This window comes from Nonomuraea sp. NPDC050310 (genome assembly GCF_040655795.1).
Classification (GTDB): domain Bacteria; phylum Actinomycetota; class Actinomycetes; order Streptosporangiales; family Streptosporangiaceae; genus Nonomuraea.
The window spans coordinates 181470-206219 of record NZ_JBFAKP010000005.1 but is presented as its reverse complement, the minus strand read 5'-3'; the positions used below and the strand labels follow the sequence as shown (position 1 = coordinate 206219).

At 72.3% G+C, this 24750-nt stretch carries 30 protein-coding genes; 11 read left to right on the top strand and 19 right to left on the bottom strand.

Features of this window, described 5'->3' with window-relative positions:
- Positions 1 to 114 precede the first annotated feature (114 nt).
- A complete protein-coding gene (locus tag AB0I67_RS16045) occupies positions 115 to 411 on the top strand; it encodes a hypothetical protein (RefSeq protein WP_357923671.1) in 297 nt (98 codons plus the stop codon).
- Positions 412 to 440: 29 nt separating this feature from the next.
- Here AB0I67_RS16045 and AB0I67_RS16040 read toward each other — a convergent pair whose 3' ends face one another.
- The 3 genes from AB0I67_RS16040 to AB0I67_RS16030 are packed head-to-tail and all read right to left on the bottom strand — an operon-like array spanning position 441 to position 3491.
- Complete coding sequence (locus AB0I67_RS16040; protein WP_357923670.1) at positions 441 to 1022, bottom strand: TetR family transcriptional regulator; 582 nt, start codon at positions 1020 to 1022, stop codon at positions 441 to 443.
- A 36-nt stretch (positions 1023 to 1058) separates the two neighbouring features.
- Entirely contained in the window at positions 1059 to 2564 is a 1506-nt protein-coding gene (locus AB0I67_RS16035) for an MFS transporter (RefSeq protein WP_357923668.1), read from the bottom strand.
- 60 nt (positions 2565 to 2624) lie between these two features.
- Positions 2625 to 3491, bottom strand: coding sequence for a LysR family transcriptional regulator (locus tag AB0I67_RS16030; RefSeq protein WP_357923666.1), 867 nt, complete (start codon positions 3489 to 3491; stop codon positions 2625 to 2627).
- 96 nt (positions 3492 to 3587) lie between these two features.
- On the opposite strand from AB0I67_RS16030, the gene AB0I67_RS16025 reads away from it, so the two are divergent.
- The 3 genes from AB0I67_RS16025 (at position 3588) to AB0I67_RS16015 (ending at position 6177) form a co-directional block, all read left to right on the top strand.
- Positions 3588 to 4529, top strand: a complete 942-nt coding sequence (locus tag AB0I67_RS16025) for an NADPH:quinone oxidoreductase family protein (protein WP_357923664.1) — start codon at positions 3588 to 3590, stop codon at positions 4527 to 4529.
- Positions 4530 to 4597: 68 nt separating this feature from the next.
- Entirely contained in the window at positions 4598 to 5554 is a 957-nt protein-coding gene (locus tag AB0I67_RS16020) for a GlxA family transcriptional regulator (RefSeq protein ID WP_357923662.1), read from the top strand.
- A 5-nt stretch (positions 5555 to 5559) separates the two neighbouring features.
- Positions 5560 to 6177 carry a DJ-1/PfpI family protein gene (locus AB0I67_RS16015; protein WP_357923660.1) on the top strand — a complete coding sequence of 206 codons (618 nt, stop codon included), beginning with the start codon at positions 5560 to 5562 and terminating at the stop codon, positions 6175 to 6177.
- Here AB0I67_RS16015 and AB0I67_RS16010 read toward each other — a convergent pair.
- The 3 genes from AB0I67_RS16010 to AB0I67_RS16000 are packed head-to-tail and all read right to left on the bottom strand — an operon-like array spanning position 6140 to position 7570.
- Positions 6140 to 6766 carry a hypothetical protein gene (locus AB0I67_RS16010; protein ID WP_357923659.1) on the bottom strand — a complete coding sequence of 209 codons (627 nt, stop codon included), beginning with the start codon at positions 6764 to 6766 and terminating at the stop codon, positions 6140 to 6142. The genes AB0I67_RS16015 and AB0I67_RS16010 overlap by 38 nt on opposite strands.
- The gene (locus AB0I67_RS16005; protein ID WP_357923657.1) at positions 6756 to 7325 is read right to left on the bottom strand and encodes a TetR/AcrR family transcriptional regulator; all 570 of its coding nucleotides are present in this window, start codon (positions 7323 to 7325) and stop codon (positions 6756 to 6758) included. Before AB0I67_RS16005 ends, AB0I67_RS16010 begins: the two co-directional genes overlap by 11 nt.
- A gap of 23 nt (positions 7326 to 7348) precedes the next feature.
- The gene (locus AB0I67_RS16000; protein ID WP_357923655.1) at positions 7349 to 7570 is read right to left on the bottom strand and encodes a hypothetical protein; all 222 of its coding nucleotides are present in this window, start codon (positions 7568 to 7570) and stop codon (positions 7349 to 7351) included.
- A gap of 597 nt (positions 7571 to 8167) precedes the next feature.
- Here AB0I67_RS16000 and AB0I67_RS15995 point away from each other — a divergent pair.
- The gene (locus AB0I67_RS15995; protein WP_357923653.1) at positions 8168 to 8536 is read left to right on the top strand and encodes a hypothetical protein; all 369 of its coding nucleotides are present in this window, start codon (positions 8168 to 8170) and stop codon (positions 8534 to 8536) included.
- Between the two features lie 140 nt (positions 8537 to 8676).
- On the opposite strand, the gene AB0I67_RS15990 is transcribed toward AB0I67_RS15995, so the two are convergent.
- From AB0I67_RS15990 to AB0I67_RS15975, 4 genes are all read right to left on the bottom strand, one after another.
- Positions 8677 to 9003, bottom strand: a complete 327-nt coding sequence (locus AB0I67_RS15990) for a DUF1048 domain-containing protein (protein WP_357923651.1) — start codon at positions 9001 to 9003, stop codon at positions 8677 to 8679.
- A gap of 1 nt (position 9004) precedes the next feature.
- Positions 9005 to 9361: a DUF1048 domain-containing protein gene (locus AB0I67_RS15985; RefSeq protein ID WP_357923649.1), complete on the bottom strand. Its 357-nt coding sequence runs from the start codon at positions 9359 to 9361 to the stop codon at positions 9005 to 9007.
- Positions 9358 to 9684, bottom strand: a complete 327-nt coding sequence (locus tag AB0I67_RS15980; RefSeq protein ID WP_357923647.1) for a PadR family transcriptional regulator — start codon at positions 9682 to 9684, stop codon at positions 9358 to 9360. Before AB0I67_RS15980 ends, AB0I67_RS15985 begins: the two co-directional genes overlap by 4 nt.
- A gap of 76 nt (positions 9685 to 9760) precedes the next feature.
- Positions 9761 to 10261: a hypothetical protein gene (locus AB0I67_RS15975; protein WP_357923645.1), complete on the bottom strand. Its 501-nt coding sequence runs from the start codon at positions 10259 to 10261 to the stop codon at positions 9761 to 9763.
- 90 nt (positions 10262 to 10351) lie between these two features.
- Between AB0I67_RS15975 and AB0I67_RS15970 the strand changes: the two genes are divergently transcribed.
- Together AB0I67_RS15970 and AB0I67_RS15965 are read left to right on the top strand one after the other, a co-directional pair.
- Positions 10352 to 10933, top strand: a complete 582-nt coding sequence (locus AB0I67_RS15970; protein WP_357923643.1) for a TetR/AcrR family transcriptional regulator — start codon at positions 10352 to 10354, stop codon at positions 10931 to 10933.
- Positions 10934 to 10959: 26 nt separating this feature from the next.
- The gene (locus AB0I67_RS15965; RefSeq protein ID WP_357923641.1) at positions 10960 to 11721 is read left to right on the top strand and encodes an SDR family oxidoreductase; all 762 of its coding nucleotides are present in this window, start codon (positions 10960 to 10962) and stop codon (positions 11719 to 11721) included.
- A 127-nt stretch (positions 11722 to 11848) separates the two neighbouring features.
- Here AB0I67_RS15965 and AB0I67_RS15960 read toward each other — a convergent pair whose 3' ends face one another.
- Positions 11849 to 12712, bottom strand: coding sequence for an MBL fold metallo-hydrolase (locus AB0I67_RS15960; RefSeq protein ID WP_357923639.1), 864 nt, complete (start codon positions 12710 to 12712; stop codon positions 11849 to 11851).
- A gap of 135 nt (positions 12713 to 12847) precedes the next feature.
- Between AB0I67_RS15960 and AB0I67_RS15955 the strand changes: the two genes are divergently transcribed.
- Positions 12848 to 13432, top strand: coding sequence for an isochorismatase family protein (locus AB0I67_RS15955; RefSeq protein ID WP_357923637.1), 585 nt, complete (start codon positions 12848 to 12850; stop codon positions 13430 to 13432).
- 14 nt (positions 13433 to 13446) lie between these two features.
- Positions 13447 to 14340, top strand: a complete 894-nt coding sequence (locus AB0I67_RS15950; protein ID WP_357923635.1) for a DJ-1/PfpI family protein — start codon at positions 13447 to 13449, stop codon at positions 14338 to 14340.
- A gap of 15 nt (positions 14341 to 14355) precedes the next feature.
- Here AB0I67_RS15950 and AB0I67_RS15945 read toward each other — a convergent pair whose 3' ends face one another.
- The 7 genes from AB0I67_RS15945 to AB0I67_RS15915 all read right to left on the bottom strand — a co-directional run bounded on the left by AB0I67_RS15945 (position 14356) and on the right by AB0I67_RS15915 (position 22008).
- Complete coding sequence (locus AB0I67_RS15945) at positions 14356 to 15219, bottom strand: alpha/beta hydrolase (protein ID WP_357923633.1); 864 nt, start codon at positions 15217 to 15219, stop codon at positions 14356 to 14358.
- A gap of 43 nt (positions 15220 to 15262) precedes the next feature.
- Positions 15263 to 16081 (bottom strand): SMP-30/gluconolactonase/LRE family protein, encoded by an 819-nt coding sequence (locus AB0I67_RS15940; protein ID WP_357923631.1) that lies wholly within the window; start codon positions 16079 to 16081, stop codon positions 15263 to 15265.
- Positions 16082 to 16134: 53 nt separating this feature from the next.
- The gene (locus AB0I67_RS15935) at positions 16135 to 17187 is read right to left on the bottom strand and encodes a serine hydrolase domain-containing protein (RefSeq protein WP_357923629.1); all 1053 of its coding nucleotides are present in this window, start codon (positions 17185 to 17187) and stop codon (positions 16135 to 16137) included.
- 70 nt (positions 17188 to 17257) lie between these two features.
- Positions 17258 to 19876 carry an AfsR/SARP family transcriptional regulator gene (locus tag AB0I67_RS15930; RefSeq protein ID WP_357923627.1) on the bottom strand — a complete coding sequence of 873 codons (2619 nt, stop codon included), beginning with the start codon at positions 19874 to 19876 and terminating at the stop codon, positions 17258 to 17260.
- A 57-nt stretch (positions 19877 to 19933) separates the two neighbouring features.
- A complete protein-coding gene (locus AB0I67_RS15925) occupies positions 19934 to 20260 on the bottom strand; it encodes a hypothetical protein (RefSeq protein WP_357923625.1) in 327 nt (108 codons plus the stop codon).
- Positions 20261 to 20338: 78 nt separating this feature from the next.
- Positions 20339 to 21130, bottom strand: coding sequence for an ABC transporter permease (locus tag AB0I67_RS15920; protein WP_357923623.1), 792 nt, complete (start codon positions 21128 to 21130; stop codon positions 20339 to 20341).
- On the bottom strand, positions 21127 to 22008 hold the full coding sequence (locus AB0I67_RS15915) for an ATP-binding cassette domain-containing protein (protein WP_357923621.1): 882 nt from the start codon (positions 22006 to 22008) through the stop codon (positions 21127 to 21129). The genes AB0I67_RS15920 and AB0I67_RS15915 overlap by 4 nt, the downstream gene beginning before the upstream one ends.
- A 92-nt stretch (positions 22009 to 22100) precedes the next feature.
- Here AB0I67_RS15915 and AB0I67_RS15910 point away from each other — a divergent pair, with 92 nt between their 5' ends.
- A complete protein-coding gene (locus AB0I67_RS15910) occupies positions 22101 to 22490 on the top strand; it encodes a GntR family transcriptional regulator (RefSeq protein WP_357923619.1) in 390 nt (129 codons plus the stop codon).
- Entirely contained in the window at positions 22487 to 23584 is a 1098-nt protein-coding gene (locus tag AB0I67_RS15905; RefSeq protein ID WP_357923617.1) for a hypothetical protein, read from the top strand. Before AB0I67_RS15910 ends, AB0I67_RS15905 begins: the two co-directional genes overlap by 4 nt.
- Here the strand turns inward: AB0I67_RS15905 and AB0I67_RS15900 are convergent.
- A complete protein-coding gene (locus AB0I67_RS15900) occupies positions 23581 to 24681 on the bottom strand; it encodes a serine hydrolase domain-containing protein (protein ID WP_357923615.1) in 1101 nt (366 codons plus the stop codon). The two genes, AB0I67_RS15905 and AB0I67_RS15900, sit on opposite strands and share 4 nt — an antisense overlap.
- Positions 24682 to 24750: the final 69 nt, after the last annotated feature.

The following is a 24750-nucleotide window of genomic DNA, read 5'->3' as shown; positions in this document are numbered from 1 at the left end:
GTTGGACTCCTTGCCGCACAACTGGCCCTTCCAAGCACCGCTTCGGCGGATCCCGCAAGTTGCTCTTCGTGGCCGAATCCGGTTAACGCCACGGGCACCTACACAGTCGCCTCGGTGAGTTTCAGCCGCGCGAGGGCGGAACTGCGCTTCGGGTACGTCAATGGGAGACAGGCCGGGTGGGCCCGGCTCGCCGGCGCCTGGAACAACGGCGACCAGTATTGGATGGACGTTTCCAGCACGAAGGGGAACGGCTGGATTCAGTGCGGCCCCTTCACCTATTGGGGCAACGGCGGTGGTGACCCCAGGAACTACACGCCGGCTCACTACACCAGTTCAGATCCGAATCTCGTCTTCCGGGCCTGCGGCAAGAGCGCGGGGTCGAATTCCTCGTGGTGCACCGGCTGGCACTGATTCGGGCGTGCCGTACCGTCGAGGCCCGTTCAGGAGGGGACCGCGTCCTGGGGCGCGTGGATGGCGCGGGCCAGGATGCGGTGGACGTAGTCGCTGTCGGCCGGGGCGTTGTCGATGAGGATCGCGGTGCACAGGCCGTCGGAGGCGGCGACCAGGGCGGCGATGGCCTCGGGGTCGTCGGTGAGGGTGGCGGCGAGCTCGGCGACGTTCTCCCGCCAGCGACGCGCGACGGGTGCCAGCGCCGGGCGGCGAGCGGCCAGGGTGGAGAGCTCACGCTCGGCCAAGGCGCGCGCCCGGCCGGGGCCGCCGGACTCGGCGATCAGCTCGGCCAGGCCACGGAGCTTGTCCCCGGGACCGGCGACGATCTGGTGGATACGCGCGGTGTAGGCGTCGGCGACGCTGGACAGGGCCGCGACCAGCAGGTCGTCGAGGGTGGCGAAGTAGTAGGTGCTCAGGCTGGTGGTGATGCCGGCCTGTTTGGCGACGGTGCGGTGGGTGACGCCGGCGGCGCCGTCCCGCATGACGATGGCGAGGGTGGCGTCGATGATCTCGGCGCGTCGCCGGTGACCGCGGGCCTTGCGCCCGTCGACGGGCTCGCTCTCCTCGTTCATGCTCCCCTCCCCTGGGGTCCAGGGTAGTCCAGCCCGTCACGGCCGCTCGGTTTCGTCTCCCAGCGGACGCACGTGCCGCAGGGCCGTCAGGCAGAGCACGGCCGCCACGACGATCGCGGCCCCGGCCACGGCGGCGGCGAGGTTCACCCCGTCGGCGAACACCTGCCGCGCGTCCTCGACCACCTGGCCGGGCACGTGGCCGGCCAGCGACAGCGCTCCGGGAAGGCTATCGGTGAGACGCGCCGCGACCTCCGGTGCGACGTCCGCGGGGGCGACCATGCGGGCGGTGTAGAGGGCGGTGGTGAGGCTGCCGAGGACGGCCACGCCGACGGCGATGCCGAGTTCCTGGACGGTCTCGGACATGGCGACGGCCGAGCCGGACTTCGAGGCCGGGGCGGCGCCGACGACCATGTCGGTGCCGAGGGCGGCGATCGCGCCGAGGCCGAGGTAGATGAACGCGAACCCGGCCACCACCAGCACCGCGTCCCCGAGCCCCGCCGAGGCCAGCAGCGCGTAGCCGATCACCGAGAGGCCGAGCGTGCCCGCCATGACCAGGCCGGGACGCACCCGCCGGGCGACGAGGGGTGCGCCGATCGCCGCGGCGAACATCGCCAGCGCGGGCGGCCCCATCCACAGTCCCGCCGCGAACGGCGTCAGGCCTTCGACGAGCTGGAGGTACTGGGTGACCAGATACATGGATCCGCCCACCCCGACCAGCCCGATCAGCAGGACGGTCAGCGCCACGGAGAACGCCCGGCTGGTGAACAGCGTGACGTCCAGGAGCGGCGAGGCCAGGCCGCGCTGGCGACGCACGAAGACCACTCCGGCCAGCACGCCGAGCGCGGCGAGCAGTACGGTGCCCAGGTCCGCGCCGTGCGCTGCGGCGTGCTTGATCGCATAGATCACCGGCAGGATCGAGGCCAGCGACAGGGCGACGCTGACCAGGTCGAGCCGGCCCGCGCCAGGATCGGCGTACTCGGGCAGGAGCGCCCGCGCCCCCGCCAGCACCACGACCGCGACGGGGACGGCGAGCAGGAACGCCGCTCCCCACCAGAACGTGCCGACCAGGGCGCCGCCGACGATGGGGCCGGCGGCCATGCCCAGGGCGAACATCATCGCCCAGATCCCGATCGCGACCGCGCGCTGCCGTACATCGGTGAACATGGCCGAGATCAGCGACAACGTCGAGGGCATCAGCGTGGCCCCGGCGACCCCCAGCAGCGCCCGGGCGAGGATCAGCAGCTCGACGTTCGGGGCGAAGGCCGCGAACACCGAGACCGCGGCGAAGGCGGCCATGCCGGTCACCAGCAGGCGACGCCGCCCGATCCGGTCGCCCAGGGTGCCCATGGTGATGAGGAACCCGCCGACGAAGAACCCGTAGGCGTCCATGATCCACAGGGTTTGCGTGGCCGACGGGTTCAGGGCTTCGGCCATGCTCGGAAAGGCCAGGTACAGCACGGTCAGGTCCAGGCCGAGCAGCGCCGTCGGCAGCGCCAGCAGGCCCAGGCCCGCCCACTCGCGTCGGGTGGCCACAGCAGACATGGCAGTCCTCCTTGTGTTTTTTGAACGATAGTACAACTAGTACGATCGTTCAAAGAATCACTAAGGCAGGACCTTCATGGCTCGCAGCTCGCCGAGCAGGTCGCGGATGATCGCCGAGCCGGCCAGCTCGGGCGTGGTCACGTACCCCACGTGCCGCTGCGGCGCATCGTCGCCGAGCGAGGCCGTGGCGACCTTGCCGGGCGCGCCGACCGTGGACAGCCGGGGCACGATCGCCGCGCCGAGCCCGTGTCCCACCATCGACATCACCACCCCGTCGTCCTCGACGGTGATGTCGCCGGGCGGGATCCACTCCTGCCGGGCCAGCCAGCGCCGGGTCTCCCCCGCGCAGTTCTCGTGCCAATCGATCATGGGCAGCGAGCGCGGATCCGGATGCCCTTCTGGATAGGCCAGCAGGTACGGCTCCGCGTACAGCTCCTTGGTGACCAGCCCGTCCACGTACACCGGCAGCGTGACCACGCCCACGTCGGCGCGCCCGTCCGCCACCTCGCCCGCGATCCCGCGCCCCAGGTCCGGCACGATCCGCACGGTCACCGTCACCTTCGGATGCCGCTGCCCGAACCGCACCAGCACCTTGGGCAGCAGGTGGAAGGCCGCGCTGCGGAAGGCCGCCACCCGGATCGTCCCCACGACCTCGCCCCGCGCGGCCGTACGGGTGTCGACCTTCATCACCTCGATCAGCCTCAGGATGCGCCGCGCGTGCCCGACCGCCGCATGACCGGCCGGCGTGGCCTTGGCACCACTGCGTCCGCGCTGGAAGAGCACCGCGCCCATCTTCTTCTCCGCCGCGCGCAGGGCGTGCGAGACCGCCGACTGGGTGAGGCCCAGCCGTACCCCCGCCCCCGACACGCTGCCCTCGCCGTCCACTGCCACCAGCACGCGCAGCTCGGCCACACTCAGGTCATCCACGAGGGCGACAACGTATGAAAAATCTTCATGCATTCCGCCTCAACCACAAACCCTGCCCGCTACCTGCGCGATCGTGCGGCTTCTAGCGTTGACGGCATGAGAGCAATGGTGGCCGAACGCCTGGGCGAGCCCGATGTCCTGACCCCCGCCGACCTGCCCGACCCGGTGCCGGGCCCCGGCCAGACCCTCCTCGACGTGGAGGCCGCCGGTCTCAACTTCGCCGACGCCGAACGCCTGCGCGGTGCCTACCAGCCGCCCGAACTTCCGTTCGTCCCGGGCAGCGAGGTCGTCGGCCGCGACCCGGACGGTCGCCGCGTGCTCGCCTTCGCCAACAGCGGCTACGCCACGAAGGCGCTGGCGACCAACCCGGTCGAGATTCCCGAAGACCTGCCCGCGGGCGCCGCGCTCGCCCTCCTGGTCCAGGGGCTGACCGCCTGGCATCTGCTGCGTACGGCGGCGCGGATCCTTCCCGGCGAAACCGTCGTCGTCAACGCCGCGGCCGGAGGCGTCGGCCACATGGCGATCCAGCTGGCCAAGGAGTTCGGCGCCGGACGGGTCATCGGCACCGCCTCCACCCCCGACAAGCGCGACCTGGTCCTCCGGCTCGGCGCCGACGCCGCCGTCGAGGGCGAGGCCGACGGCTACGCCGAGCGCGTCCGCGAGGCCAACGGCGGCGCACCGGCCGACGTGATCCTCGACGCCGTCGGCGGCCCTGTGTTCGACGCGGCCCCCCGGGCGCTGGCCCCCTTCGGACGCCTGATCAGCTACGGGACTTCCGGCGGGATCGACCCCGCGCCCCTCGACCCCGCGAACCTCACCGAGCGCAACATCACCGTCGGCGGCTACTGGCTGGGCGCCCACCTGCGCCTGCCGGGCAGCCGGGCCGCCGAGCCGCTCCACGACCTGCTCAAGCTGGCCGCCTCGGGACGCCTCCGGCCCCTGGTGGGGGCCGAGTACCCGCTCAACCAGGCCGCGACCGCCCTCACCGCGCTGATCACCCGGCGCACCACCGGCAAGGTCGTCCTCCGCATGCCGTAAGGGCGATGGCGCAATCTGCAATAGACGTGTCATAGACGCCATCCCGCCGATCGACCAGCATGAAAGGCATGCGCGTCGTCATCGTCATCCACGAGGGCTTCCAGCTCCTCGACCTGGCCGGACCGGCGGACGTGTTCTCCACCGCCGGGCTGATCCAGCCGGGCGCCTACGAGGTGGAGATCGTCGCCCCCGCCGCCGGGCCGGTCACCGCGCAGGGCGGCGTTACGGTGCAGGCCCAGCGGGCGATCGGCGAGGTGAGCGGCGAGATCGACGTCCTGCTCGTGGCCGGCGGGCTCCAGGTCTGGCGGACCCGGCACGACGACACGCTGATCGGCGGCCTCGCCCGGCTGGCAAGCAGCGCGCGGCGGGTCGCGTCGGTGTGCAGCGGCGCGGTCCTGCTCGCTCACGCCGGGCTCCTCGACGGCCGCCGGGCCACCACGCACTGGCTGGCCGCCCGGCGCCTGGCCGCCGAGTACCCGGCGGTGGCCGTCGACCCGGACCCGATCTACATCAAGGACGGCCAGGTCTGGACCTCGGCCGGGGTCACCGCCGGCATCGACCTCGCCCTCGCGCTGGTCGCCGAGGACCACGGCCACGATCTGGCGCGCGACGTGGCCCGCGGCCTGATCGTGTACCTGCACCGGCCGGGCGGCCAGAGCCAGTTCAGCAGCCCCATGGAGATCGCCGCCCCGACCCGTGAGCCGCTCCGCGACCTGCTCGCCTACATCGACGCGCACCCGGCCGACGACCTGAGCGTGCCCGCGCTCGCCGCCCGCTCGGGAATGAGCGAGCGGCACTTCTCCCGCGTCTTCACCGAGCAGAGCGGCCTGTCGCCGGGCCGGTACGTGGAGCGTTCGCGCGCCGAGGCCGCCCGGCGGCTGCTGGAGGCGACCGACCACCCGCTGCACACGGTCGCCCGCCTCACCGGCCTCGGCGTGCCGGAGACGCTGTACCGAGTCTTCCGCCGGCACTGGCGGGTCTCCCCCGGCGACTACCGCCGCCGGTTCCACTCCAGGAAAGGCTGACCACGATGCATGTCGCCATCGCTCTGTATCCGCAGTTCACCGCGCTGGACGCGGTCGGGCCGTACACCGCGCTCGCCTTCGCGCCCGGCTGGACGGTCACCTTCGTCGCCGGGCAGCCGGGGCCCGTCACCGACGACCAGGGCACGCTCACCCTGCTGGCCACCGCCGGCTTCGACGAGGTGCCCAGCCCCGATGTGATCATCGTGCCCGGCGGGCCCGGCACGACGGGGGCGATGAACGACCAGGCGCTCACCGGCTGGATCGCGCGGGCGCACGAGACCTCCACCTGGACCACCTCGGTGTGTTCGGGCTCGTTCGTGCTGGCCGCGGCGGGGGTGTTGGCCGGGAAGCGGGCCACCTCGCACTGGGGGTGGGTGCGGCACCTGGACGGCCTCGGCAGCACGGCGGTCGAGGAGCGGGTCGTCTTCGACGGGAAGATCGTCACCGCGGCCGGGGTGTCGTCGGGGATCGACATGGCGTTGATGTTGCTGGCCAGGGAGGCCGGGGAGCGGGTGGCGCAGACGGTTCAGCTCGCCATCGAGTACGACCCGGCTCCGCCGTACGACATGAAGACGCTGGGCGGGCTCAAGGAGGAGGCGTTGCGGCTGATCCCGGTCCAGTGACCGGCGCCGAGCGCATGGGCGCTTCCGGCACCAGGTAACACACCAGGAGCTTGAGGAAGAAGAGGACGGTGAACCAGTCGAGGGCCTCCGGCACCGGCAGGACCGTCAGGTTGACCAGCACCGCGGCCATGTAGGAGGCCATGGCCGCGGGCCGCTTGGCCTCCAGCCTGACGCTCTCGATGAGCAGGGCGCCCGCCAGCAGCAGCGCGGAATTGGCCAGGAACCACCCCCACGCCGCGTCCAGCACCACGAACGCCATCGCCGCCAGGTAGACGAGGTGCGCGGCGACGAACCCGAGCCGGGCGCGGGCGGGCTTGTGGTGGTACCACCTCTTGGCCGCGTTGGTCGCGTTGGTCATCACGCCGCCCACGAGGTCGAGGCCGATGACCACCGTGACCAGCCATTGCGGCCAGCCGCCCTGGATCGGCGTCACGAGCAGGTGCCAGCCGAGCAGCGCCATGCACGCCAGCGAGCCCGCGACCTCCATCCGCAGCTCCGCCCGGGTCTTGCCCGGGCCCATGAACCGCTCGAACGCACCCCTCCACCCCGGCGGCGTGGCCGGGATGTTCCAGTCGATCTCAGCTCTCATCGGGCTTGCTCCACATTCCTCGTACCAGGCTCCAGATCACATCCGGTACGGCTCGGCCCTCGCGTAGCCGTTCGGCCGCCCAGACATCGGCGGCGCGCAGGACTGCGGCCGTGGCGGCGAGCATGAGCTCCCGATCCACGTCGGACCTGATCACGCCGAGCGCCCGCCCGTTGTCGAGCACGGGCGCCAGCCACGGCGCCGGGTCCTGGGCCGTGCTCGCATCCAGCAGCGCCAGGTCCTCGGGATGGGCCAGCCCGTGCGCGGCCAGCCGGTCGGACGCCGCCCGCAACCGCTCCCAGAACTGCTCGGCCGAGCCGGCGTCCGCCCAGGCCCCGAGCGCCTGGGACATCCGCGCGTGCACATCCTCGATCACCCCGGCGAACAGGTCGTCCTTGCCGTCGAAGTACTGGTAGGCCGAGGTTTTGGAGATCCCGAGCTCGGCGATGATCTTGTTGTAGGAGGCCCGGTCGGCGCCGTCCCGGGCGAAGTGCTCCCTGGCGACCCGCAGGATCGACTCCCGCCGGTCGGCGGGCAGCCGGTAGAAACGTGGCAACGGCATGTACCGATGGTACACCCCACCGGTCAACCCAAGATCGACGCCACGATCACGATGACGACGACCGCCAGGACCGCGAACGCGATCCGATACGGATGCCGCTCGACCCGCGACACCAGCCCCGGGTGCGTCTTGGCCAACTCGTTGGCGTTGACGGCATGATCGGGCCCGCTGCACGGCACCCCCAGCGCGGTGACCAGCCGGTCGATGTCCTCGCGCGCGTAGCCGCCGCCGGGCACCCTGAGCACCGGCTCACCGTCCGCTCGAGCACGAACAGGGTCTCGCCGGGCGACCCCCGCGGCGCGAGGAGGGTCACGCGCACCACCTGCGCGGCACGTCCCCGAGGGCGGCGTTGCTCGGAGAAGATCCCCTGCAGCACGATCTCATCCGTGGTCAGGACGATCCGGGCCCGGACCAGGGCACCGGCTCCCAGCAGGATCGGGAGGACGAAGGCGGCGCCCACGATCGGCGCGAACACCGTCGGGGCATCACCGATCAGAATCGCCCCGACCATGGCAACGGCCGCCAGCGACGCCGCCCCCAGCAAGACCCACCCCTTGCGGGCATCCGGCCGCAGAACCAGCTCGCCCCGAATCTCTCGCACGCCGATCCCCTCGTTGGCCCCCTTCAACACTCACCGCGGTGTACGGCTTCGCCTCGGGCACCTGCGCCGCCCTCAGCCTGAGCCCGGCTAAAGGTGCGGCAGCCGATCCGTAGATGTGGGGGCACGTCGCTCGTAGAGCCAGAAGCGGAAGGTTAACCGAGTCACTGCAGGACCAACCGGCAGGAGTATGGAGATCCTGCGCGAGTTGACTGTCGCTGTTTCGGATCTAGTCTGTCCGGTCATGCGTGCCATCTGGCGTGACGGGCCGATCATCCGTGTCACCGACGATCCCGGTGGGGTGATCGGTGAGTTCCTGGGTTACGCGCTGTCGGCACATGTGCTGTCCGGGCGGGCGCGGGGGGAGCTGGCTGAGGATCTTGCTGAGCGGTTCGGGCCGGACGGGCGGGGGTTGACGGTGCCCGACCTTTTCGTCGCCTACCGCGCCACCGAGCCGGACGACCTGCCTCCCGACCTGGTGGAGGAGACGCAGGCGGACCTCGGCCGCGCCGAGCTCTGGGTGCTCACGCAGCTTCGGTTCGGCGGGCGGGCGGAGGCGTCGGCCGTCGTCGAGGGGGAAGAGCTGCGGCGGCTGCTGGGTGAGGCGCTCTAGCGTCGCGCTGGACGAAGGTCACGGCGGCGACGACCGTTTCGGTGGGCGGCAGGCGCAGGATCGTGTCCCCTTGAACCCACCGCCCGCTAGTCCTGGCCTGGGCGGTGGCCAGGACGGCGCCCGCACCGTCGTCGGTGGGGTCAGTGCTCGGGCGTCCCGTGCTTGGCGGCGACGGACTCCTGGTAGAGGTCGGCGAAGGTGGGGGTGTCCTTGATCAGGTCGTCGGCGAAGGCGGCGACGTCCTCGCCGATGAGGGTCAGGACACCCGTGCCCGCCGCGGCCCCCTCCTCGAAGAAGTCGAGCAGCCCCGGCAGCAGGGACCCGTCGATCAGGTCGGTCGGTCCGACCTTGAAGTAGTAGCGCTGGATCTCCTCGTAGACGATCCGGTAGTCCGGCGGGAGCGCCTTGACCCGTGCCTGGTGCGCCCGCCACTGCTTCTTGCCTTCGATGATGTCTCGGATGCCCACGTCAGCCTCCCAGCCGGCTCAGTTTCCTGGCGACGTTCCTGTTCAACTGCGCCCGCCACCGGTCGCGATAGGTGCGGGCGCCTTGTCCGCCGGCCAGGGCGGCGCAGAAGCCCGCGATGTCGTCACCCAGCACGTCGTGCAGGTCCTGCCCGTCGGCCGCGGTCTCTTCGAGCAGGCCCAGGGCGCCGTCGACGATCGGGGTCAGGTTCCGGCCGGTGAAGTCGCCGTAGGCGAAGAGGTGAGCCTTGATCTGCTCCCACGCCGCCCGATAGTCGGCCGGCAAGGCCGCGGCCCGGACCTCGAACGCCTTCCACTCCCTGGTGAGATCGCTGCCGGTGATGGTTTCCCAGAAGCTCATCTGCCGCCCTCCTTGAGCTTGTCGATCCGCGATGAGACGTACTCCCATTTCGCCCAGAAGGTCGCGAGGCGGGCGCGTCCTGCGTCGTTGAGCGCGTAGAACTTGCGCGCCGGGCCGAGCTCGGACGGCCGTTTCGTGACCTGGACGAGCCCGTTCCGCTCCAGCCGCAGCAGGATGGTGTACACCGTGCCCTCGACGACCTCGGAGAAGCCGAGGTCGTTCAGCCGGCGGGTGATGGCGTACCCGTAGGTCTCCTCGCTGCCGATGATCTCCAACACGCAGCCTTCGAGAGTGCCTTTCAGCATCTCGGTCAGGTCGTCCATCGCGGTCCTCTTCAGGGATTCTTCGGTACTTGGTGGCACCGAGTACCACTATACAGTAGGACTGAGTAGTCGTGCGTCAGACGCCGAGTTCGTCGCACAGGTCGACGTAGTCGTCCAGGTAGTCGGGGTTGCCGCGGAAGCCGGTGAGGCCGAGCACCTCGAACTCGTCCATGGTGGCGGTCGCCCGCACGCCGAGCGCCGCGAGCGCCTGGTTGATCGACGAGCCGTCCGGCGACAGCCGTTCCACGCCCTCGAAGGCGACCGCCCACTGGGAGCCCATCCCGGCGAAGTACTCGGTCTGGATGATCGCGAAACGGGGCCGGTCCGTGCCACTCACCTCGCCGGCCAGGTCGCGCAGCACTGCCTCCCCGGGGAAGGTGATCGCCGCGGAGAGATCGGCGGGGAGCTCGAGCCTGGCGTGATTGGCGCGCTTCGCGCTCCAGTAGGCCGAGTAGTAGTGGTCGATCGGGAAGACATGCAGGTCGCCATGAACGAGTACGGCCTGCAGTCCCACCAGGCCGGCCCGCTCGGTGTCGATCGGTCCGGCGACGACCAGGGCGCAGATGTTGTGCGGCATGCGCGCAGCCTAGCGATCCGCCGGGGCGGGGTTGTGCCTTGTTATCCGCTTGGATTATTTTACCCAAGTGGATAACGAAGGAAGAGTCGCGTGATCAGCCGGCAGGAGGCGACGGCGGCGCGCCGGCAGCAGATCACCCGCACAGCGATCAGCGTGCTGGCCGAGCGCGGGTTCCAGGCCACCACGTTCGAGGCGATCTGCGCGGAGGCCGGGCTCAGCAGCAAGCGGCTGATCACCTACCACTTCTCCAGCAAGGACGAGTTGCTCGCGGCCGTGGCCGACCAGGTGGTGGCCGACAGCGAGGCGTACATGAGCGCGGCCCTCGACGGGGTGAGCGGCTGCCGCGAGTTGCTGGGCGCCGTCATCCGCGCGAACGTGGGGTTCATCGCCGCGCAGGCGCGGGAGGTGGAGGCGCTGCGGCAGATCCTGCTCAACGGCGGGTTGCGCGACTACGAGCGGTATCACGTCGAGTCGCAGAACCGGCTGGCCGGGCTGTTCCGTGAGGGCCAGCGCACCGGCGACTTCCGGGCGTTCGACCCGCAGGTCATGGCGGCGGCGCTGCGGGCCTCGATCGACGGGGTGGCTCCGCTGATCGCCGCAGGGGGCGACCCGGATCTGTGCGCGGCCGAGCTGGTGGAGCTCTTCGACCGGGCCACGCGCGCCATGTCGTGAAATTTCCTTTGAAGGGGTGATGTGCCATGCGGACCTATGTAGTGACCGGCTCGGCGTCGGGGATCGGGGCGGCGACCGCTGCTCTGTTGCGTGAGCGCGGCGCGAGGGTGATCGGGTGTGACCTCGACGACGCCGAGGTGCGGGCGGACCTGTCCACGCCCGAGGGGCGGCGGTCGTTGGTGGAGCAGGTGGCCGAACGTGGGCCCGTCGACGCGGTGCTCGCCGTCGCCGGTGGTGGGCGGACGGGGCTGCTCGAAACCAACTACTTCGGGGCGGTAGCGACGCTCGAAGGGCTTCGGCCGTTGCTGGCGCAGGGGCGGGAGCCTCGGGCGGTGGTGGTGTCGTCCACGTCCTCGCTCGCGCCGGCGGACGAGCGGGTGGTCCAGGCATGTCTCGACGGGGACGAGGCGGCTGCTCTCGCCTACGTCCACGGGGAGCCGGCGATCGCGGCCGGCGCGTACGGCATCGCCAAGCGGGCGTTGAACCGGTGGGTGCGCAGGGTCGCGCCGGGTCCCGACTGGGCGGGGGCCGGGATCGCCCTCAACGCCGTCGCGCCGGGGGTGGTGGACACGCCCGCGGCTTCGTGGATCTTCAGTAACCCCGAGGTGCGGGCGGCGGTCGAGACGGCCGCGCCGCAGCCGTTCGGCGGCTTTCCCGGGCGGCCGGAGTGGATCGCCGAGCTCATCTGCTGGCTCGGGGGTGCGGAGAACCGGTTCGTCACCGGGCAGGTGGTCTTCGCGGACGGCGGGGCCGAGGCACTGCTGATCGGCGACCGGCACTGGCGCTAAGCCGGACAAACCGCCCCCAGCCACCGCCCCTAACAACCGCGCCCAACAACCCCGCCCAACAACCGCCCCCAACAACCGGGCCAGCCACCACCCTCAACCGTGGCGCTGAACCGCCAGGCACACGCGCTCAGCCGTCCAACCGGCAGATGATGAAGTCGTCGAAAGCATGCGCCCCCGTCCGCTCCCCCACCTGCCCGGCCGCCTCACGGATCCGGGTCAGGTGACCGACGGTCAGCTCCAGCGGAGGCTCGTCCGGCTGGTAGGTGGTACGCACCGGATAGTCCACCCCAGGCGTCCGGGTCATCTCGATGTGACACCCGACGACATGGGTGACCTCCCGCGTCGAGGCGAAGTCGATCAGCCGGTCGAGCGTGCCGACGAAGGCGGCCCAGTCGTGGACGTAGAGCCGCCCGGGGTAGATCGTGTCACCGGTGAGGAGGAACCCGGTGTACGGGTCGTAGAAGGTGACCGCCGCCTCGTGGTGGCCGGGCGTCGCCAGGCACTCCAGCACCCGCCCGCCCAGATCGACCAGCGCGACCCGCCCCGGGTCCTCGTCGAACCCGAAGAACGGCCACGCGCTGCCCAGCCCGGCGTCCACCACGACCGTGCCCGGCCGGTCGGCGAACTGCGCGTCCCCCGCGACGTGGTCACCATGAGCGTGCGTGTGCAGCACGAGCAGCCGGTAGTCGTCGACCGGGTGCCGGCGCAGCCACTCGTCGATCAGCCCGTCGACCACCGCCCGCACCGGGAAGTACTCGGCGGACTCGGTCGCCCCGGTGTCGAGGAGCACGGCCTGCTCGTTCCCGAACAGCAGGAAGAGGAAGGGCGCCTCGTAGTTGATCGCCATGTTCTGCCGCAGCACGAACGTGTGCTCGTCGTAGGCGTACACCTGCAGGTCGGGATCGGTGTTGTGCTTGGCCGACGGCGAGCCGTGGATCCAGGCGACGTCGAAGGCATGGGGACGAGGCCGGCCGGCCGCAAAGTCGATCAAGGGGTGCTCCTCACGCAGAAACCGCTCAATCGTCGCATTCTCGTCCACCCGAGGCGGGCCACGGTGACCGGATCGGCCCGCAGGCCGACCGGATCCGGCCTTCAGCTCGCCGCCGCCTGTCGCCAGGCTGAGGCCATGACCAGCGCACTCGTCGTCATCGACGTCCAGAACTCCTTCCTCGAGATGCCCGACTGGCGGCACACCTCCCAGCCGGACATCGTCCCCCAGGTCAACCGCCTGGCCGAGGCCGCCAGGAGCGCGGGCGACGCGGTGGTGTGGGTGCTCGGCTCGCGCCCCGGGTCGGGCACGGTCTTCGACCCCGCCCGCGGGTTCGTGCGGCTGATGGACGGCATCAAGCCGCTCGACGGCGAGCCGGTGCTCACCAAGACCGCCCACAACGCCTTCACCACCACGAACCTGCACCAGTACCTCACCCAGCGCGGCATCAGGAAGCTGACCGTGTGCGGCATCCGCACCGAGCAGTGCTGCGAGACGACCACACGGCTGGCCTCCGACCTGGGCTTCGAGGTGGACTTCGCGATCGACGCCACCGCGACCACGCCGATCCCCCACCGCGACGCCCCGCACGACGCGCCCTTCGACGAGCTCGTCCAGGATCCGCGCACGCTCGGCGTGGACGAGATCGTCGCCCGCACCGAATACGCTCTGTCCGGCCGCTTCGCCACCATCAGGACGGTGGCCGAGCTCACCGGAGCCTAGGAAGGGGGCCGGCCGTGTCCCGCGTCGTCTTCCTGCTCATCCCGCAGGTGCACCTGCTCGACGTGGCCGGGCCCGCCCAGGTCTTCTCCACCGCCAACGACCTCGGCCGGCCGTACACCCTGACCTACGTCGGCGAGGAGGCCGAGGTCGCCACCGTCCAGGGGCTCACCCTGCGCGCCGAGACCGCCTGGCCACCGCTGGCCTCCGACGATCTGGTCGTCGTGCCCGGCTGGCGCGGTCCCACCCGCCCGGCCGGCGCGCGGACGTTGCGCCGGCTGCGCGAGCACCACGCCTCGGGCGGCACGGTCGCCAGCGTCTGCGCCGGTGCCGACGCGCTCGGCCGCGCCGGGCTGCTGGACGGCCGCCGCTGCACCACCCACCACGCCGTCCAGGACGAGCTCGCGCGCCTCTACCCGCGCGCACGGGTGGTCAAGGACGCGCTGTACGTCGAGGACGACCGGGTCGTCACCTCCGCCGGCGTCGCCAGCGGCATCGACGTCGCCCTGCACCTGGTGACCACCAGGCACGGCCCCTACGCCGCGGGTCAGGTGGCCCGCGCGATGCTGGTGCACACCCACAGAGACGGTACGGCGGAGCAGATCAGCCCCCTGCTGCGCTGGCGCTCGCACGTGGACGAGACGGTCCACCGCATCCAGGACCTGATCGAGGCCCGCTTCACCGAGCGGCTGCCGCTGAGCCTGCTGGCCACGGCCACCGGCTGCAGCGAGCGCACCGTCACCCGCCTGTTCACCCGCGCGACCGGCCGCACTCCCCTGGCCTACCAGAACGCCCTGCGCCTGGAGCGCGCCGAACACCTGCTCGGCCGGGGCGCCACGGTCGAGGCCGCCGCCCGCGAGGTCGGTTTCGAGGATCCGCGTACCCTGCGCCGCCTGCGCGCCCGCGCCTGATCGAGGCGGGCCGGCTCAGCCGTCGTTGAGGAAGGACAGGATCGATCGCGCCACGTCCTCCGGGGCCTCCTCGGCCATGTGGTGCCCGGAGTCGATCGCGTGGCCGCGGACGTCGCCGGCCCACTCCCGCCAGATCGCCAGCGGGTCACCGTACAGCTCCTCCATGTCGTCCTTGGACGACCAGAGGAACAGGGTGGGCATCGTGAGCCGCCGTCCGGCGGCGCGGTCGGCGTCGTCGGCGTCCCGGTCGACGGTGAGGCCCGCGCGGTAGTCCTCGCACATCGCGTGCACCACGGCCGGGTCGTGGATGGCTCGCCGGAAGTCCTCGTAGGCCTCCGGTCCCATGTGCTCGTCGGTGGTGGCGTACCAGGTGTCGGGATCGGCGTTGATGACGCGTTCGGCCGGCTGGGTGGTCTGGCCGAGGAAGAACCAGTGCCACCAGGCGGCGGCGAACCTGGCGTCGGCGCGGGCGAGCGCCTCGCCGATGGGAATGCCGTCCATGACGATCAGGCGGCTGACCAGGCCGGGGTGGTCGGCGGCCAGCCGGTGGGCCACGTAGCTGCCCCGGTCGTGCCCGGCGACGGCGAACCGCTCGTGACCGAGCTCGCGCATGAGGGTCGCCAGGTCACCGGCCATGGCGCGCTTGGAGTAGGGCGCGTGGTCGGCGGTGGTGGGCGGTTTGCCGGAGCGGCCGTATCCGCGCAGGTCCGGGCAGACGACCGTGTGCTGCCGGGCCAGCAGGCGGGCGACCCGGTGCCAGGTGGCGTGGGTGCGGGGATGGCCGTGCAGCAGGAGGATCGGGCTGCCCGTGCCACCGTGCCGGACGAACAGCTCCGTCTCCCCCACCGCCACGACCTCTGCCGCGAAACCGTCGAACATGGCCTCGCCTGTACCCGCGACTCCCCCGGTCAGTCGGCGCGGCTCAGCCCGTGGTGACCGGAAAGGCGACGACCTGCCCGCTGGGCGCGGCGTCCGGCCCGCCGAACTCCTGGCCGACCACGTACAGCCGCGGCTGATCCCCCGGGCTCAGCGCGCAGGCGAAGGCGCCGCGCTCGGTGCCGATCGTGGCGACGACCTCGCCGCCCTCGCGGACCAGCACGCAGTGCTTGTTGCCGACGTCGGCGTACCAGACCCGGCCCTCGCCGTCGAGGCAGATGCCGTCCGGGTGGTCGCCCGGGGTCTCGGCCCACACGCGCCTGCCGGACAGGCCGCCGTCCGGGTCGAGATCGAAGGCGGTGAGCCGGTTGGCGTAGGACTCGGCGACGATGAGCGTGCGGCCGTCGGAGGTGAGCGCCATGCCGTTCGGGAAGGCCAGGTCGCCGGCGACCTGCTCCACGGCGCCGTCGGCGGTGACCCGCACGATGAAGCCGGGGGCGAACTCGCCGGCGGGGAAGTCGAAGCCGATGCTGTTCACGTAGGCGGTGCCCCCGGCGTCCACCACGATCTCGTTCCACGGCTTGGCCGAGATGCCGGACAGGTCGGCATGCCGTACCAGAGAGCCGTCCGGCTCCTGCCGGAGCACCTGCTGGTGGGCGGAGTCGACGACCAGCAGCCGCCCGTCGGGCAGGAAGTCGATGCACATCGGAAAGGACGGCACGCTGGCCATCACCTCGTGCTTGCCGGAGTCGTCCAGCGCGATCACCTGGCCCGCGCCCCAGTCGGAGAACCAGAGCCGTCCGTCGTGCCAGCGCGGTGACTCGCCGAACACGATGCCGTCCATCAGAACCTCGCCGGTACCCATGGCGCCTTCCTTTCCTCGGGTTGTGGCAGGTAGACCGGCGGGGCGCGGAAAAGTCATCGGCCGGCGCACATGGCGGCCTCGAACACCTGGAACAGGGCCTTCTCGTCGGCGGGGACGCCGGTGACGTAGAGGGTGACGGCGCGTCCGGCGCGGTCGCGGCCGCTCAGCGAGCGGATGCCGGGCAGGCCGCCGCCGTGCAGGTAGGCGGGGCCGCAGGCGAGCTGATACCGCACGGGACCCAGGCCCTGGCGGCCGCCGGGCGGGTCGGCGGCGGGCACGGTGTCGGCGGTCATGGCCTTGATCGTCGAGAGGGAGAGCGACTGCCAGAAGCGGTTCAGGTCGTCGGGGGTGGAGACCAGCCCGCCGGACGCGCCGAACAGGTAGGCCGGCTGCCGGGTGGTGTCGACGACCTTGCGGCCCTGGCTCTCGGGGTTGAACGGGTCCACGCCGTAGGTGTGGGCGTGCTTGCCGCGGATGCCGGTCTCGTCCTTGCGCGGCCAGTAGGTGTCGCCGAGCGGGCGCAGGACCGTCTGCCGGGTGTAGGCGCGAAAGCCCTTGCCGGTGACCTTCTCGATGAGCATCCCGGCGACCAGGTAGTTGGTGTTGGCGTACGACCAGCCGGGGCCGACCGGGTCGGCGTCCAGCGCGGCCCGCAGGAAGGTGCGGTCGTCCAGCGGGCCCTTGGGGTCGATCAGGTTCCCGTACTCGGGCAGGCCGCTGGTGTGCGTGAGGATCTGCCGCACGGTGATCGGCCGGCCGTCCAGCAACCCGGGAGCGTACTTCTCCACCGGCTGGTCGAGGTCGATCCGGCCCTCGTCGACGAGCTTCAGCACGGCGGCGGCGATCACCGGCTTGGTGTTGCTGGCCACACGGAAACGGGCGTCCGAGCCGACCATCGGCCTGCCGGTGCCGCGCTGCGCGGTGCCGGAGGTCCAGGTGCGGACGGTGCCGTCCGGCTCCCGCACGGACAACAAGGCGCCGGGCACGGCGGAGTGCTCGGTCAACCGGTCGACCTGCCGCTGCAACGGTTCGGTGGCGGCGAGCGCGGGCGAGGCGGAGGCAAGGACGGCGGAGGCCAGCACGGTCACAGCCAGATATTTACGCATGTGCCCATGCTGGCCGGGCGGAGCGTCAAGATCAGTGACGTCACCCGGCCTCTCGGCGGTAGGGCCTGCCCTACCGCCGGATCCGACCGCTCAAGGCCTCCAGCCGTACGGCGAGGCGGTCCGCGGCCGGCTGGGCGTGCTGGGCGAGGGCCAGGTCGTGGGCGAGGCGCAGGCACTCGGCCTCCTCCTCGAACCGGCCCAGCGCGTTGAGGCACTCGGCCCGCATGGCCAACGCCTCACGTTCCAGGATCCGGTCGCCGTAGCACCGCACCTCGCCCACCAGCCGCTGCGCCAGCGCCTCAGCCTGATCCGGGTGGCCGCCCTGCAACGTGGCCCGCAGGTCGCACAGCAGGACCATCAGCGACACCCGCCGCCGGCCCGCCGCCAGGGCCGCCGCCCGGTCCAGGGCGGGACGCGGGTCGTCCTGGAACAGCGACAGGCGGGCGAGCAGGACCGCCTCCACGACCGGGTCCCCCGCTCCCTCGGCGATGGAGACGGCCTCGGTCAGCCGGGCCACCCCGTCCTCGGTCCGGCCCAGGGCGAGCTCGGCGTAGGCGAGGTTGCCGGTGGCCATCGCGCGGAACGCCTTGTTGTCCAGCTCGGGCAGCACGCCGGCCAGCAGGTCCACCACCCTGGTGTAGTGCTTCTGGAAGACCGCCACCGACCCCAGCGACACCGTCATCGCCGCGACCCCGCGCTCGTCGCCGTGGTCCCGGCAGGCCTGGAGGGCGACCTCGGTGCTCTGCTGCCAGTCGAGCAGGTTGCCCTGGATCTCGAACAGCCGGACACCGGCCAGGGCCAATCCCCAGCTCAGCCCGGTGTGGCCGAGGTCGGCGGCCTGGCGGACCGCCGCGAGCAGGGTGGTGCGCTCGGCCGCCAGCCACGTCATCGGGTCCTCCGGCAGCACGTGCCCGGCGGGTTCCCACGGCGGGCTGTCGCACTCCATGAGCCGGAAGGCGTCCCGGTACTCCCGCAGGTAGGCCTTCTTGGCCAGCGTGAGCAGGCAGCGCAGGAAGCGCTCCACGGCGGCGTGCTGGTCGGGGCCGGTGCCGGCGCGTTCGCGGGCGAGCAGGCGGATCAGGTCGTGGAAGCGGTAGCGCTCCTGTCCCGCGCAGTCGATGCCGTCCGGCTGCAGCAGTTGCCGCTCGGCCAGGCGTTCCAGGAGGTCGCCGCCACGGGTGAGCGGCACGTCGAGGACGGCGGCGGCGGTCCAGGCGGTGAAGCTGGGCGCCTGGAGCAGGCCCAGGCGTTCGAACAGCAGGCGTTCGGCGCCGGGCAGGTCGTGGTAGCCGGCCTCCAGGCTGGCTCGGACGTCCAGCTCGCCGACGCGCAGCTCGTCCAGCCGCAGCTCCCCGGCCAGCCGGGCGGTCAGCGCTTCGAGGCCGCCGGGCCGGGTCAGCAGCCTGGCGCCGGCGACGCGCAGCGCCAGGGGCAGCAGGGCGCACAGCTCGGCCAGCGGCTCGGCCATCGCCGGTTCGATCCCGGCGATCCGGCCGATCAGCAGGGCGGCGTCGGTGCGGGACAGCACGTCCAGCGGGATCGGCAGGGCGCCCTCGGCCACCAGGCTCTCGAACCGGCTGCGGCCGGTCACCACCGCCGCGCAGCCGGGGCCCGCGGGCAGCAGCGGCTGCACCTGGGCGGAGCCGGTGGCGTTGTCGAGGATGACCAGGGTGCGGCGCTGCGCGGTGATGCGGCGGTAGAGGGCGGCCTGGGCGTCCTGCTCGACCGGGATGGCCGCGGCTCCGAGCGCGGCCAGGAAGCGGTTGAGCACTTCGGCCGGGGTGTGTTCGCCCAGGTTGGCGTAGAGCTGGCCGTCGGGGAAGCGGTCGCGGCGGCGGTGGGCCCAGTGCAGGGCCAGACCGGACTTGCCGACGCCGCCGACGCCGCTGATCACCGCGACGCTCGGCGTGCGGTCCAGGAGCCGGTCGAGGACGGTCAGCTCCGCCGTGCGACCGGTGAAGGCGTGCACGTCCGGGGGCAGCAGCTCCGGCGCGGGGTCGCGGTGGAGCAGGTCCTCGTGCAGGCGGCGCAGAGGTTCGGAGGGCTCGGCGCCCAGCTCGTGCCGCAGGCGGCGGCGGGTCTGCTCGAACCGGCGCAGCGCCTCGTTGCGGCGGCCGGAGGCGGCCAGGGCGCGAAGCCACAGCTCGGTCAGGGACTCGCGGAAGGGGTGGGCCTCGGCGACGGCGGCCAGGGCGAGCGCGCATTCGGCGGCGCGGCCGAGCGCGAGCAGGGCCCGCGCCTGGGCTTCGACGGCCAGCAGCCGGGCTTCCTCCAGGCGGGCGGCCTCGCTCTGGATGGCCAGGGGATCGCGCAGCCCGCCGAAGGGCTCGCCGCGCCACAGGGCGAGGCCGCGCTCCAGCAGGGGCAGCGCCCGTGCGGGCGGCTCGGTGCGGGCGGCCCGGGTCAGCGTCTCGAAGCGGGCCGCGTCCAGTTCGCCGTCACGGACCGTCAGCAGGTGTCCGTCGCCCTGACGGGTGAGCCGGTCGCCGACCAGGCCGCGGAGCTGGTGCAGGTGCCAGCGGAAGGTGCTCGGGGACGGCGGCGCGGCGGGCCAGGCCGCCTGCACCAGCGCCTCCCCCGGGACCGGCTGATTGGGGTGGCACAGCAATAACGCCAGCATGACCGCCTGCTTGCCCGCCGGGACGGGCAGGCCCCGCACCGTCACCGCTCCGAGCACCCCGAGATCCATCCCGCGATTATGACAACCCGGGCGCGGAGTCCTTGACAGCCCGGGCCAACCGCCCGGCTACCAGTTGGCCAGTTCGTAGCCGGTGTCGACGACGTACTTCGCGGAGCTGGGACAGGTCACCACCGACCACGCCTCGCCGGGCCGTTTCCACGGCCCCCAGTAGTACCCGCCGCGGCTGAACGTCGGGCTGGAGGTGCAGTAGGCGACCGCCCGGAAGTGGCCCGTGCCCGACGTGCACCGGGCCCGGCCCGAATCGGACGGCCCGGAGCCTTCCGCCACCGTGCAGTCGCGCGGGATCCCCGAGGCGGCGGGCGGCATGGAGGCGAGCAGAGCGCCGGCGGCGAGGGAGAGGATCGCGGTGGCGGTGACGATCCCACGGATCACGGTCGTCTCCTTCGATGAGGCGATGAGGGGGACGACGGACGCTAGCCTCCGGCTGTTGGCCCAGCGTTGGGTCGCGCGCTAGATGTCGCGGCGCAGCGGCACCGCGATGGCCAGAGCCGCGGCGAGCAGGGCGTAGGCGACCAGCACCGCCGCGCCCACGGGGGCCGGGAGCAGGTGGGTGACGGCCTGGCCGGTCTGGGTGGCGACGGCGTCGGTGAGGTAGGTGAAGCCGGTGAGCGCGGCGGTGGCGCCGCCCGGCAGGTAGGGGTAGAGCTCCCGGACCCCCGGCAGCACCATCAGCAGGGTCTCGACGAAGTAGAAGTAGGCCCCGACCACGACCAGGGCGGCCACCTGGTTGCGCAGGAGCGCGCCCACGGCCACGCCGAGCAGGGTGTAGACGGCCATCGCCACGGCGATGCGGCCCAGCATGCCCGCGACGGCGGCGGCGGGCAGGCCGAGCGTGAGGCCCTTGGCGGCGGCGACCGCGAACAGCGCGCCGCCCGTCACGGCGGTGGCGAGCAGGCCGTAGGCCAGCCCCACCCCCGTGTAGACGGTCAGCTTGGCGGCCAGCCAGGTCCAGCGCCGGGGCGCGTAGAGCGTCGTGGTGGTGATGGTGCGATGCCGGTGTTCGGAGGCGACCGCGACGCTGCCGAGCAGGGCGGGGACGAAGACGGTGACGCCGAGCAGGCCCACCAGGGCGTGGGTGCCCTGGGCGGTGTGGAGGGCGGGCAGGGGCGGGTCGAAGTTCTCGGGGCCGGCGAGCGCGAGCAGCCCGATGAGGGCTCCGGTGCCCCCGGCGGCCAGCAGGCCCCACAACCACAGACGGGTGCGGGTCAGGCGGGTCCATTCGGCGAAGAGCAGGGCGGTCATCGGGGGTCTCCGGTCAGGTGCAGGAAGGTCTGTTCGAGCGAGGGGCGCTCCGGCGTGATCTCGTGCAGGACGACGCCGTGGTGCGCGGCGGTCTCGGCGACCTCGGGGGCGCTGAGGCCGTGGACGCGCAGGAGGTCGTGGCCGGCGTGCTCCACGGGGGTGCCGGTGGCGGTCAGGCGGGCCGCCAGCAGGTCCGCCTGGGGCGTGCGGACCAGGACGGCGGCCGTGCCGTACAGCAGGGAGAGCGGGCCGGTGGTGACCAGGCGGCCCCGGCGGATGAGGACCACGTGGCCGGCCAGGTGCTCGATCTCGCCGAGCACGTGGCTGGAGACCAGGACGGTGCGGCCTTCGGCGGCCAGGTCGCGCAGGAAGCCGCGCAGCCAGGCGATGCCCTCGGGGTCGAGGCCGTTGCTCGGCTCGTCGAGCAGCAGCACGCGCGGGTCGCCGAGCAGGGCGGTGGCCAGGCTGAGGCGTTGCCGCATGCCGGTGGAGAGGGCGCGGGTGCCGCGGTCGGCGAAGGCGGCGACGCCGGTCAGGTGCATGACCTGCCGCACGCGCCGGACGCCGTGGCGGGCCATCCGGGCGTAGACGAGCAGGTGGTCGCGGGCGGTGTGGGCGGGGTGGAAGCCGGCGCTGTCCAGGACGGCGCCGACGACGGCCGAGGGGTTGCGCAGGTCGGCGTAGCGCCTGCCGCCGAAGGTGGCCGTGCCGGCGGTCGGGGTGACCAGGCCGAGCATCATCCGCATGGTGGTGGTCTTGCCCGAGCCGTTCGGGCCCAGGAAGCCGGTCACGGTGGCGGGCGGCAGGTCGAAGCTGAGATCGGAGACGGCTCGCACCGCTCCGTAGGCCTTGGTCAGGCCGCGGACCTCGATGTTCACGCCGTCACCGCGCCGATGGGGGCAAATCGGATCATGTCATGTTCTCCAAGCTCTATCTGTTCTATAAGTTGTATATCAGATAGAATCGGAGGGTGCAGCTCACGCTCGACCTCGACAGCGAGGTCCCGATCTACCAGCAGATCCGCGACCGGATCCTGCAGGCCATCGCCCGGCGGCAGGCCAAGGAGGGCGACCCGCTCCCTTCGACCCGCCAGCTCGCCGGCGATTTCGGCATCAACTTCCACACCGTGAACAAGGCCTACGACCTGCTGCGGCAGGAGGGCGTCATCCGGATCAACCGCAAGAGCGGCGCCGTCGTGCGGCGGGATCCCGACAGCGGCCCGCCGGAGGACGCCTTCGCCGAGGACTGGCAGGCGCGGATGAGCGTGCTGCTCGCCGAGGCGACCGTGCACGGCCTGGACCGGCGGGAGGTGCTGCGGCGCTGCGAGGCGCTGCTGCTCGGCTTCGAGGAGAATTCATGATCACCGTCATCCTGGTGACCTGCCTGCTGGTCACGCTGCCGGCGATCGCCCGGCCCACCCTGCCGTTCGGGGTGCGCGTGAGCGCCGAGCGCGCGACCGACCCCGCCGTGGCCGGTGCGCGGCGGCTCTACACTCGCGGCGTCGTCGGCGCGGGGGTGCTCGCCGTGCCGGCCACGTTCTGGGTCCCGGTGGGCGTCGTCGTGGCCGTCCTGGTCGCGGCCGGTCTTGCTCTCCACTTCGTGGCCCACCGCCGGATCATGGCCGCCAAGCGGGCCGGCGGCTGGAGCGCCGAGCGGCGGCAGGGCGTCACCGTGGACACCGGCTTCCGCACCGACCCGGTGCGCCTGCCGTGGCTCTGGGCGCTTCCGGCGGCGGCGGTCCTGCTGCTCACCGCCGGGCTCGGCTGGGTCCGGTACGGCTCGCTGCCCGCCACCCTCCCCGCCTTCCCGGGGTACGGCGGCGCCGCCCGGGTGCCCACGACCCCGCTGAGCGCCTTCGAGCCGGTGCTCGCGCAGGTGGCGGTCACCGTGGTGGGCCTCCTCGCGACCCTCGCCGTGCTGCGGGCCAGGCCCGACCTCGACGCCGCCCGGCCTCGCGGATCGGCGCGGCGCTACCGGGCGTACCTGCGCGGCGTCGCCGTCCTGTCCCTGCTGGCAGTGGCGGCGGTGAACCTCAGCCTGGCCGTCTCCGCCCTGCTCCAGTGGGAGGTGGTCCGTCCTGGCCCGCTCTGGCAGGTGGCGGCCTTCGCCCCGTTCGTCGTGCTGGCGGCGGTCTGGGTCGCCTGGGAGTTCCGGGTCGGCCAGGCCGGCCACCGGCTGCCCGCCCTGCCGGGAGAGGAGCAGGAGGACTCGGGTGTCGTACAGCGCGACGACGATCGCCACTGGTTCCTCGCCGGGGCCGTGTACGCCAACCGCCGCGACCCGGCGTTCCTGGTCCACGCCCGGATCAGGTCCGGCTCGTGGACGCTCAACCTCGGCCACCCGCTCGCGTGGGTCCTCGTCGCGGGGGTGGCGTTGGTCGGGCTGCTCGCGCTGTCGGGCGTGCTCGACCTGCCCGAGCGGCCCTCCCTCTTCGGGAGCCCGAGCGGGGTCTAGTGGGCGGCCACCAGGTCGCCGACGGCCTTGACGACGTCGAAGTCGTGGGTCAGCCGGTTCTTGGTGATCGCGACCGTCACGCCGGTGGCGGTGTCGGCGTAGGCCGCGCTGCCGCCGGCTCCCCCCACGCCGAAGACGCCCTGGCCGGCTCCCGGCATCCCGTCCGGGCGGCCGATGGCGAAGCCGAGCCCCCAGGCGGTCGGCATGCCGAAGACCTCGTCCATGCCGCTCGACACCACCGAGGTGGCCTCGCGCAGGCGGGACTCGGAGATGAGCCGGACGCCGTCCACCTCGCCGAGCAGCGCCGCGTACATCCGGGCGATGGCGCGGGCGGAGGTCTTGCCACCGGCGGGGATGTCGGACAGCAGGTAGTCGGTGCGGCTGCCGAGTTCGGCGGTCGGCATGAGGGTCATCGGGCCGGCCTTGAACATGGGCAGGTCGGCCGGCATGTCCATGAACGCCGACGGGTCCATGGGCGCGTCCTCCAGCCGGGCCAGGCGGTGGTGCTGGTCGGCGGGCATGCCGAAGTAGAGCTCGTCACCGATGCCGAGCGGTCCCGAGACCTCCTCCAGCAGCACCTGGGAGATCGGCTTGCCGGTGACCCGCCGGACGATCTCGCCGACCAGGAAGCCGAAGGTGTAGGCGTGGTAGCCCACCTTGGTCCCGGGCTCCCACCACAGTTCGGCGTTCTCCAGCGCGTGGACCATGGTGTCCCAGGTGCAGATGTCCTCGGGCGTGGTGTCGAGCGGCACGCCGGGGACGCCGGCCGTGTGCGACAGGACGTGCGCCACGGTCACGCCGCCCTTGCCGTGCGCGCCGAACTCGGGCCACAGCTCTGCCACCGGCGTGCCGTACTCGAACAGACCGCGCTCGGCCAGCACGTGCGCGACCGTGGCGGTGGCGCCCTTGCCGATGGAGAAGTTGTAGAAGGGGGTGTCGGGGGTCACCGGGCGGCCGGTCTCGGGGTCGGCCACACCGGCGACCACGTCGACCACCTGCTGCCCGTCGCGGTAGACCGCGACCTGGATCCCGCGCTCGGCGCCGGAGTCCACCAGCTCGTCGGCCAGACCCTGGACCTGCTTCTGAAGCTCGCTCATGTCATCCACCTGACTTACTCGTCGTTTCGGAACTAGACGGTACAGTACTCGTCACAGTACTGGACTGTC

Excerpts from the sequence above, each read along its gene's own strand:
- AB0I67_RS15930 (WP_357923627.1), bottom strand. The coding sequence starts at position 19,876 with ATGGATCTCGGGGTGCTCGGAGCGGTGACGGTGCGGGGCCTGCCCGTC.
- AB0I67_RS16010 (WP_357923659.1), bottom strand. The coding sequence starts at position 6,766 with ATGAGAGCTGAGATCGACTGGAACATCCCGGCCACGCCGCCGGGGTGG.
- AB0I67_RS15965 (WP_357923641.1), top strand. The coding sequence starts at position 10,960 with ATGCGGACCTATGTAGTGACCGGCTCGGCGTCGGGGATCGGGGCGGCG.
- AB0I67_RS16020 (WP_357923662.1), top strand. The coding sequence starts at position 4,598 with ATGCGCGTCGTCATCGTCATCCACGAGGGCTTCCAGCTCCTCGACCTG.
- AB0I67_RS16025 (WP_357923664.1), top strand. The coding sequence starts at position 3,588 with ATGAGAGCAATGGTGGCCGAACGCCTGGGCGAGCCCGATGTCCTGACC.
- AB0I67_RS16005 (WP_357923657.1), bottom strand. The coding sequence starts at position 7,325 with ATGCCGTTGCCACGTTTCTACCGGCTGCCCGCCGACCGGCGGGAGTCG.
- AB0I67_RS15985 (WP_357923649.1), bottom strand. The coding sequence starts at position 9,361 with ATGAGCTTCTGGGAAACCATCACCGGCAGCGATCTCACCAGGGAGTGG.
- AB0I67_RS15945 (WP_357923633.1), bottom strand. The coding sequence starts at position 15,219 with ATGTTCGACGGTTTCGCGGCAGAGGTCGTGGCGGTGGGGGAGACGGAG.
- AB0I67_RS16040 (WP_357923670.1), bottom strand. The coding sequence starts at position 1,022 with ATGAACGAGGAGAGCGAGCCCGTCGACGGGCGCAAGGCCCGCGGTCAC.
- AB0I67_RS15940 (WP_357923631.1), bottom strand. The coding sequence starts at position 16,081 with ATGGGTACCGGCGAGGTTCTGATGGACGGCATCGTGTTCGGCGAGTCA.
- AB0I67_RS16035 (WP_357923668.1), bottom strand. The coding sequence starts at position 2,564 with ATGTCTGCTGTGGCCACCCGACGCGAGTGGGCGGGCCTGGGCCTGCTG.
- AB0I67_RS15995 (WP_357923653.1), top strand. The coding sequence starts at position 8,168 with ATGCGTGCCATCTGGCGTGACGGGCCGATCATCCGTGTCACCGACGAT.
- AB0I67_RS15975 (WP_357923645.1), bottom strand. The coding sequence starts at position 10,261 with ATGCCGCACAACATCTGCGCCCTGGTCGTCGCCGGACCGATCGACACC.
- AB0I67_RS15955 (WP_357923637.1), top strand. The coding sequence starts at position 12,848 with ATGACCAGCGCACTCGTCGTCATCGACGTCCAGAACTCCTTCCTCGAG.
- AB0I67_RS15980 (WP_357923647.1), bottom strand. The coding sequence starts at position 9,684 with ATGGACGACCTGACCGAGATGCTGAAAGGCACTCTCGAAGGCTGCGTG.
- AB0I67_RS16015 (WP_357923660.1), top strand. The coding sequence starts at position 5,560 with ATGCATGTCGCCATCGCTCTGTATCCGCAGTTCACCGCGCTGGACGCG.
- AB0I67_RS15920 (WP_357923623.1), bottom strand. The coding sequence starts at position 21,130 with ATGACCGCCCTGCTCTTCGCCGAATGGACCCGCCTGACCCGCACCCGT.
- AB0I67_RS15905 (WP_357923617.1), top strand. The coding sequence starts at position 22,487 with ATGATCACCGTCATCCTGGTGACCTGCCTGCTGGTCACGCTGCCGGCG.
- AB0I67_RS15935 (WP_357923629.1), bottom strand. The coding sequence starts at position 17,187 with ATGCGTAAATATCTGGCTGTGACCGTGCTGGCCTCCGCCGTCCTTGCC.
- AB0I67_RS15900 (WP_357923615.1), bottom strand. The coding sequence starts at position 24,681 with ATGAGCGAGCTTCAGAAGCAGGTCCAGGGTCTGGCCGACGAGCTGGTG.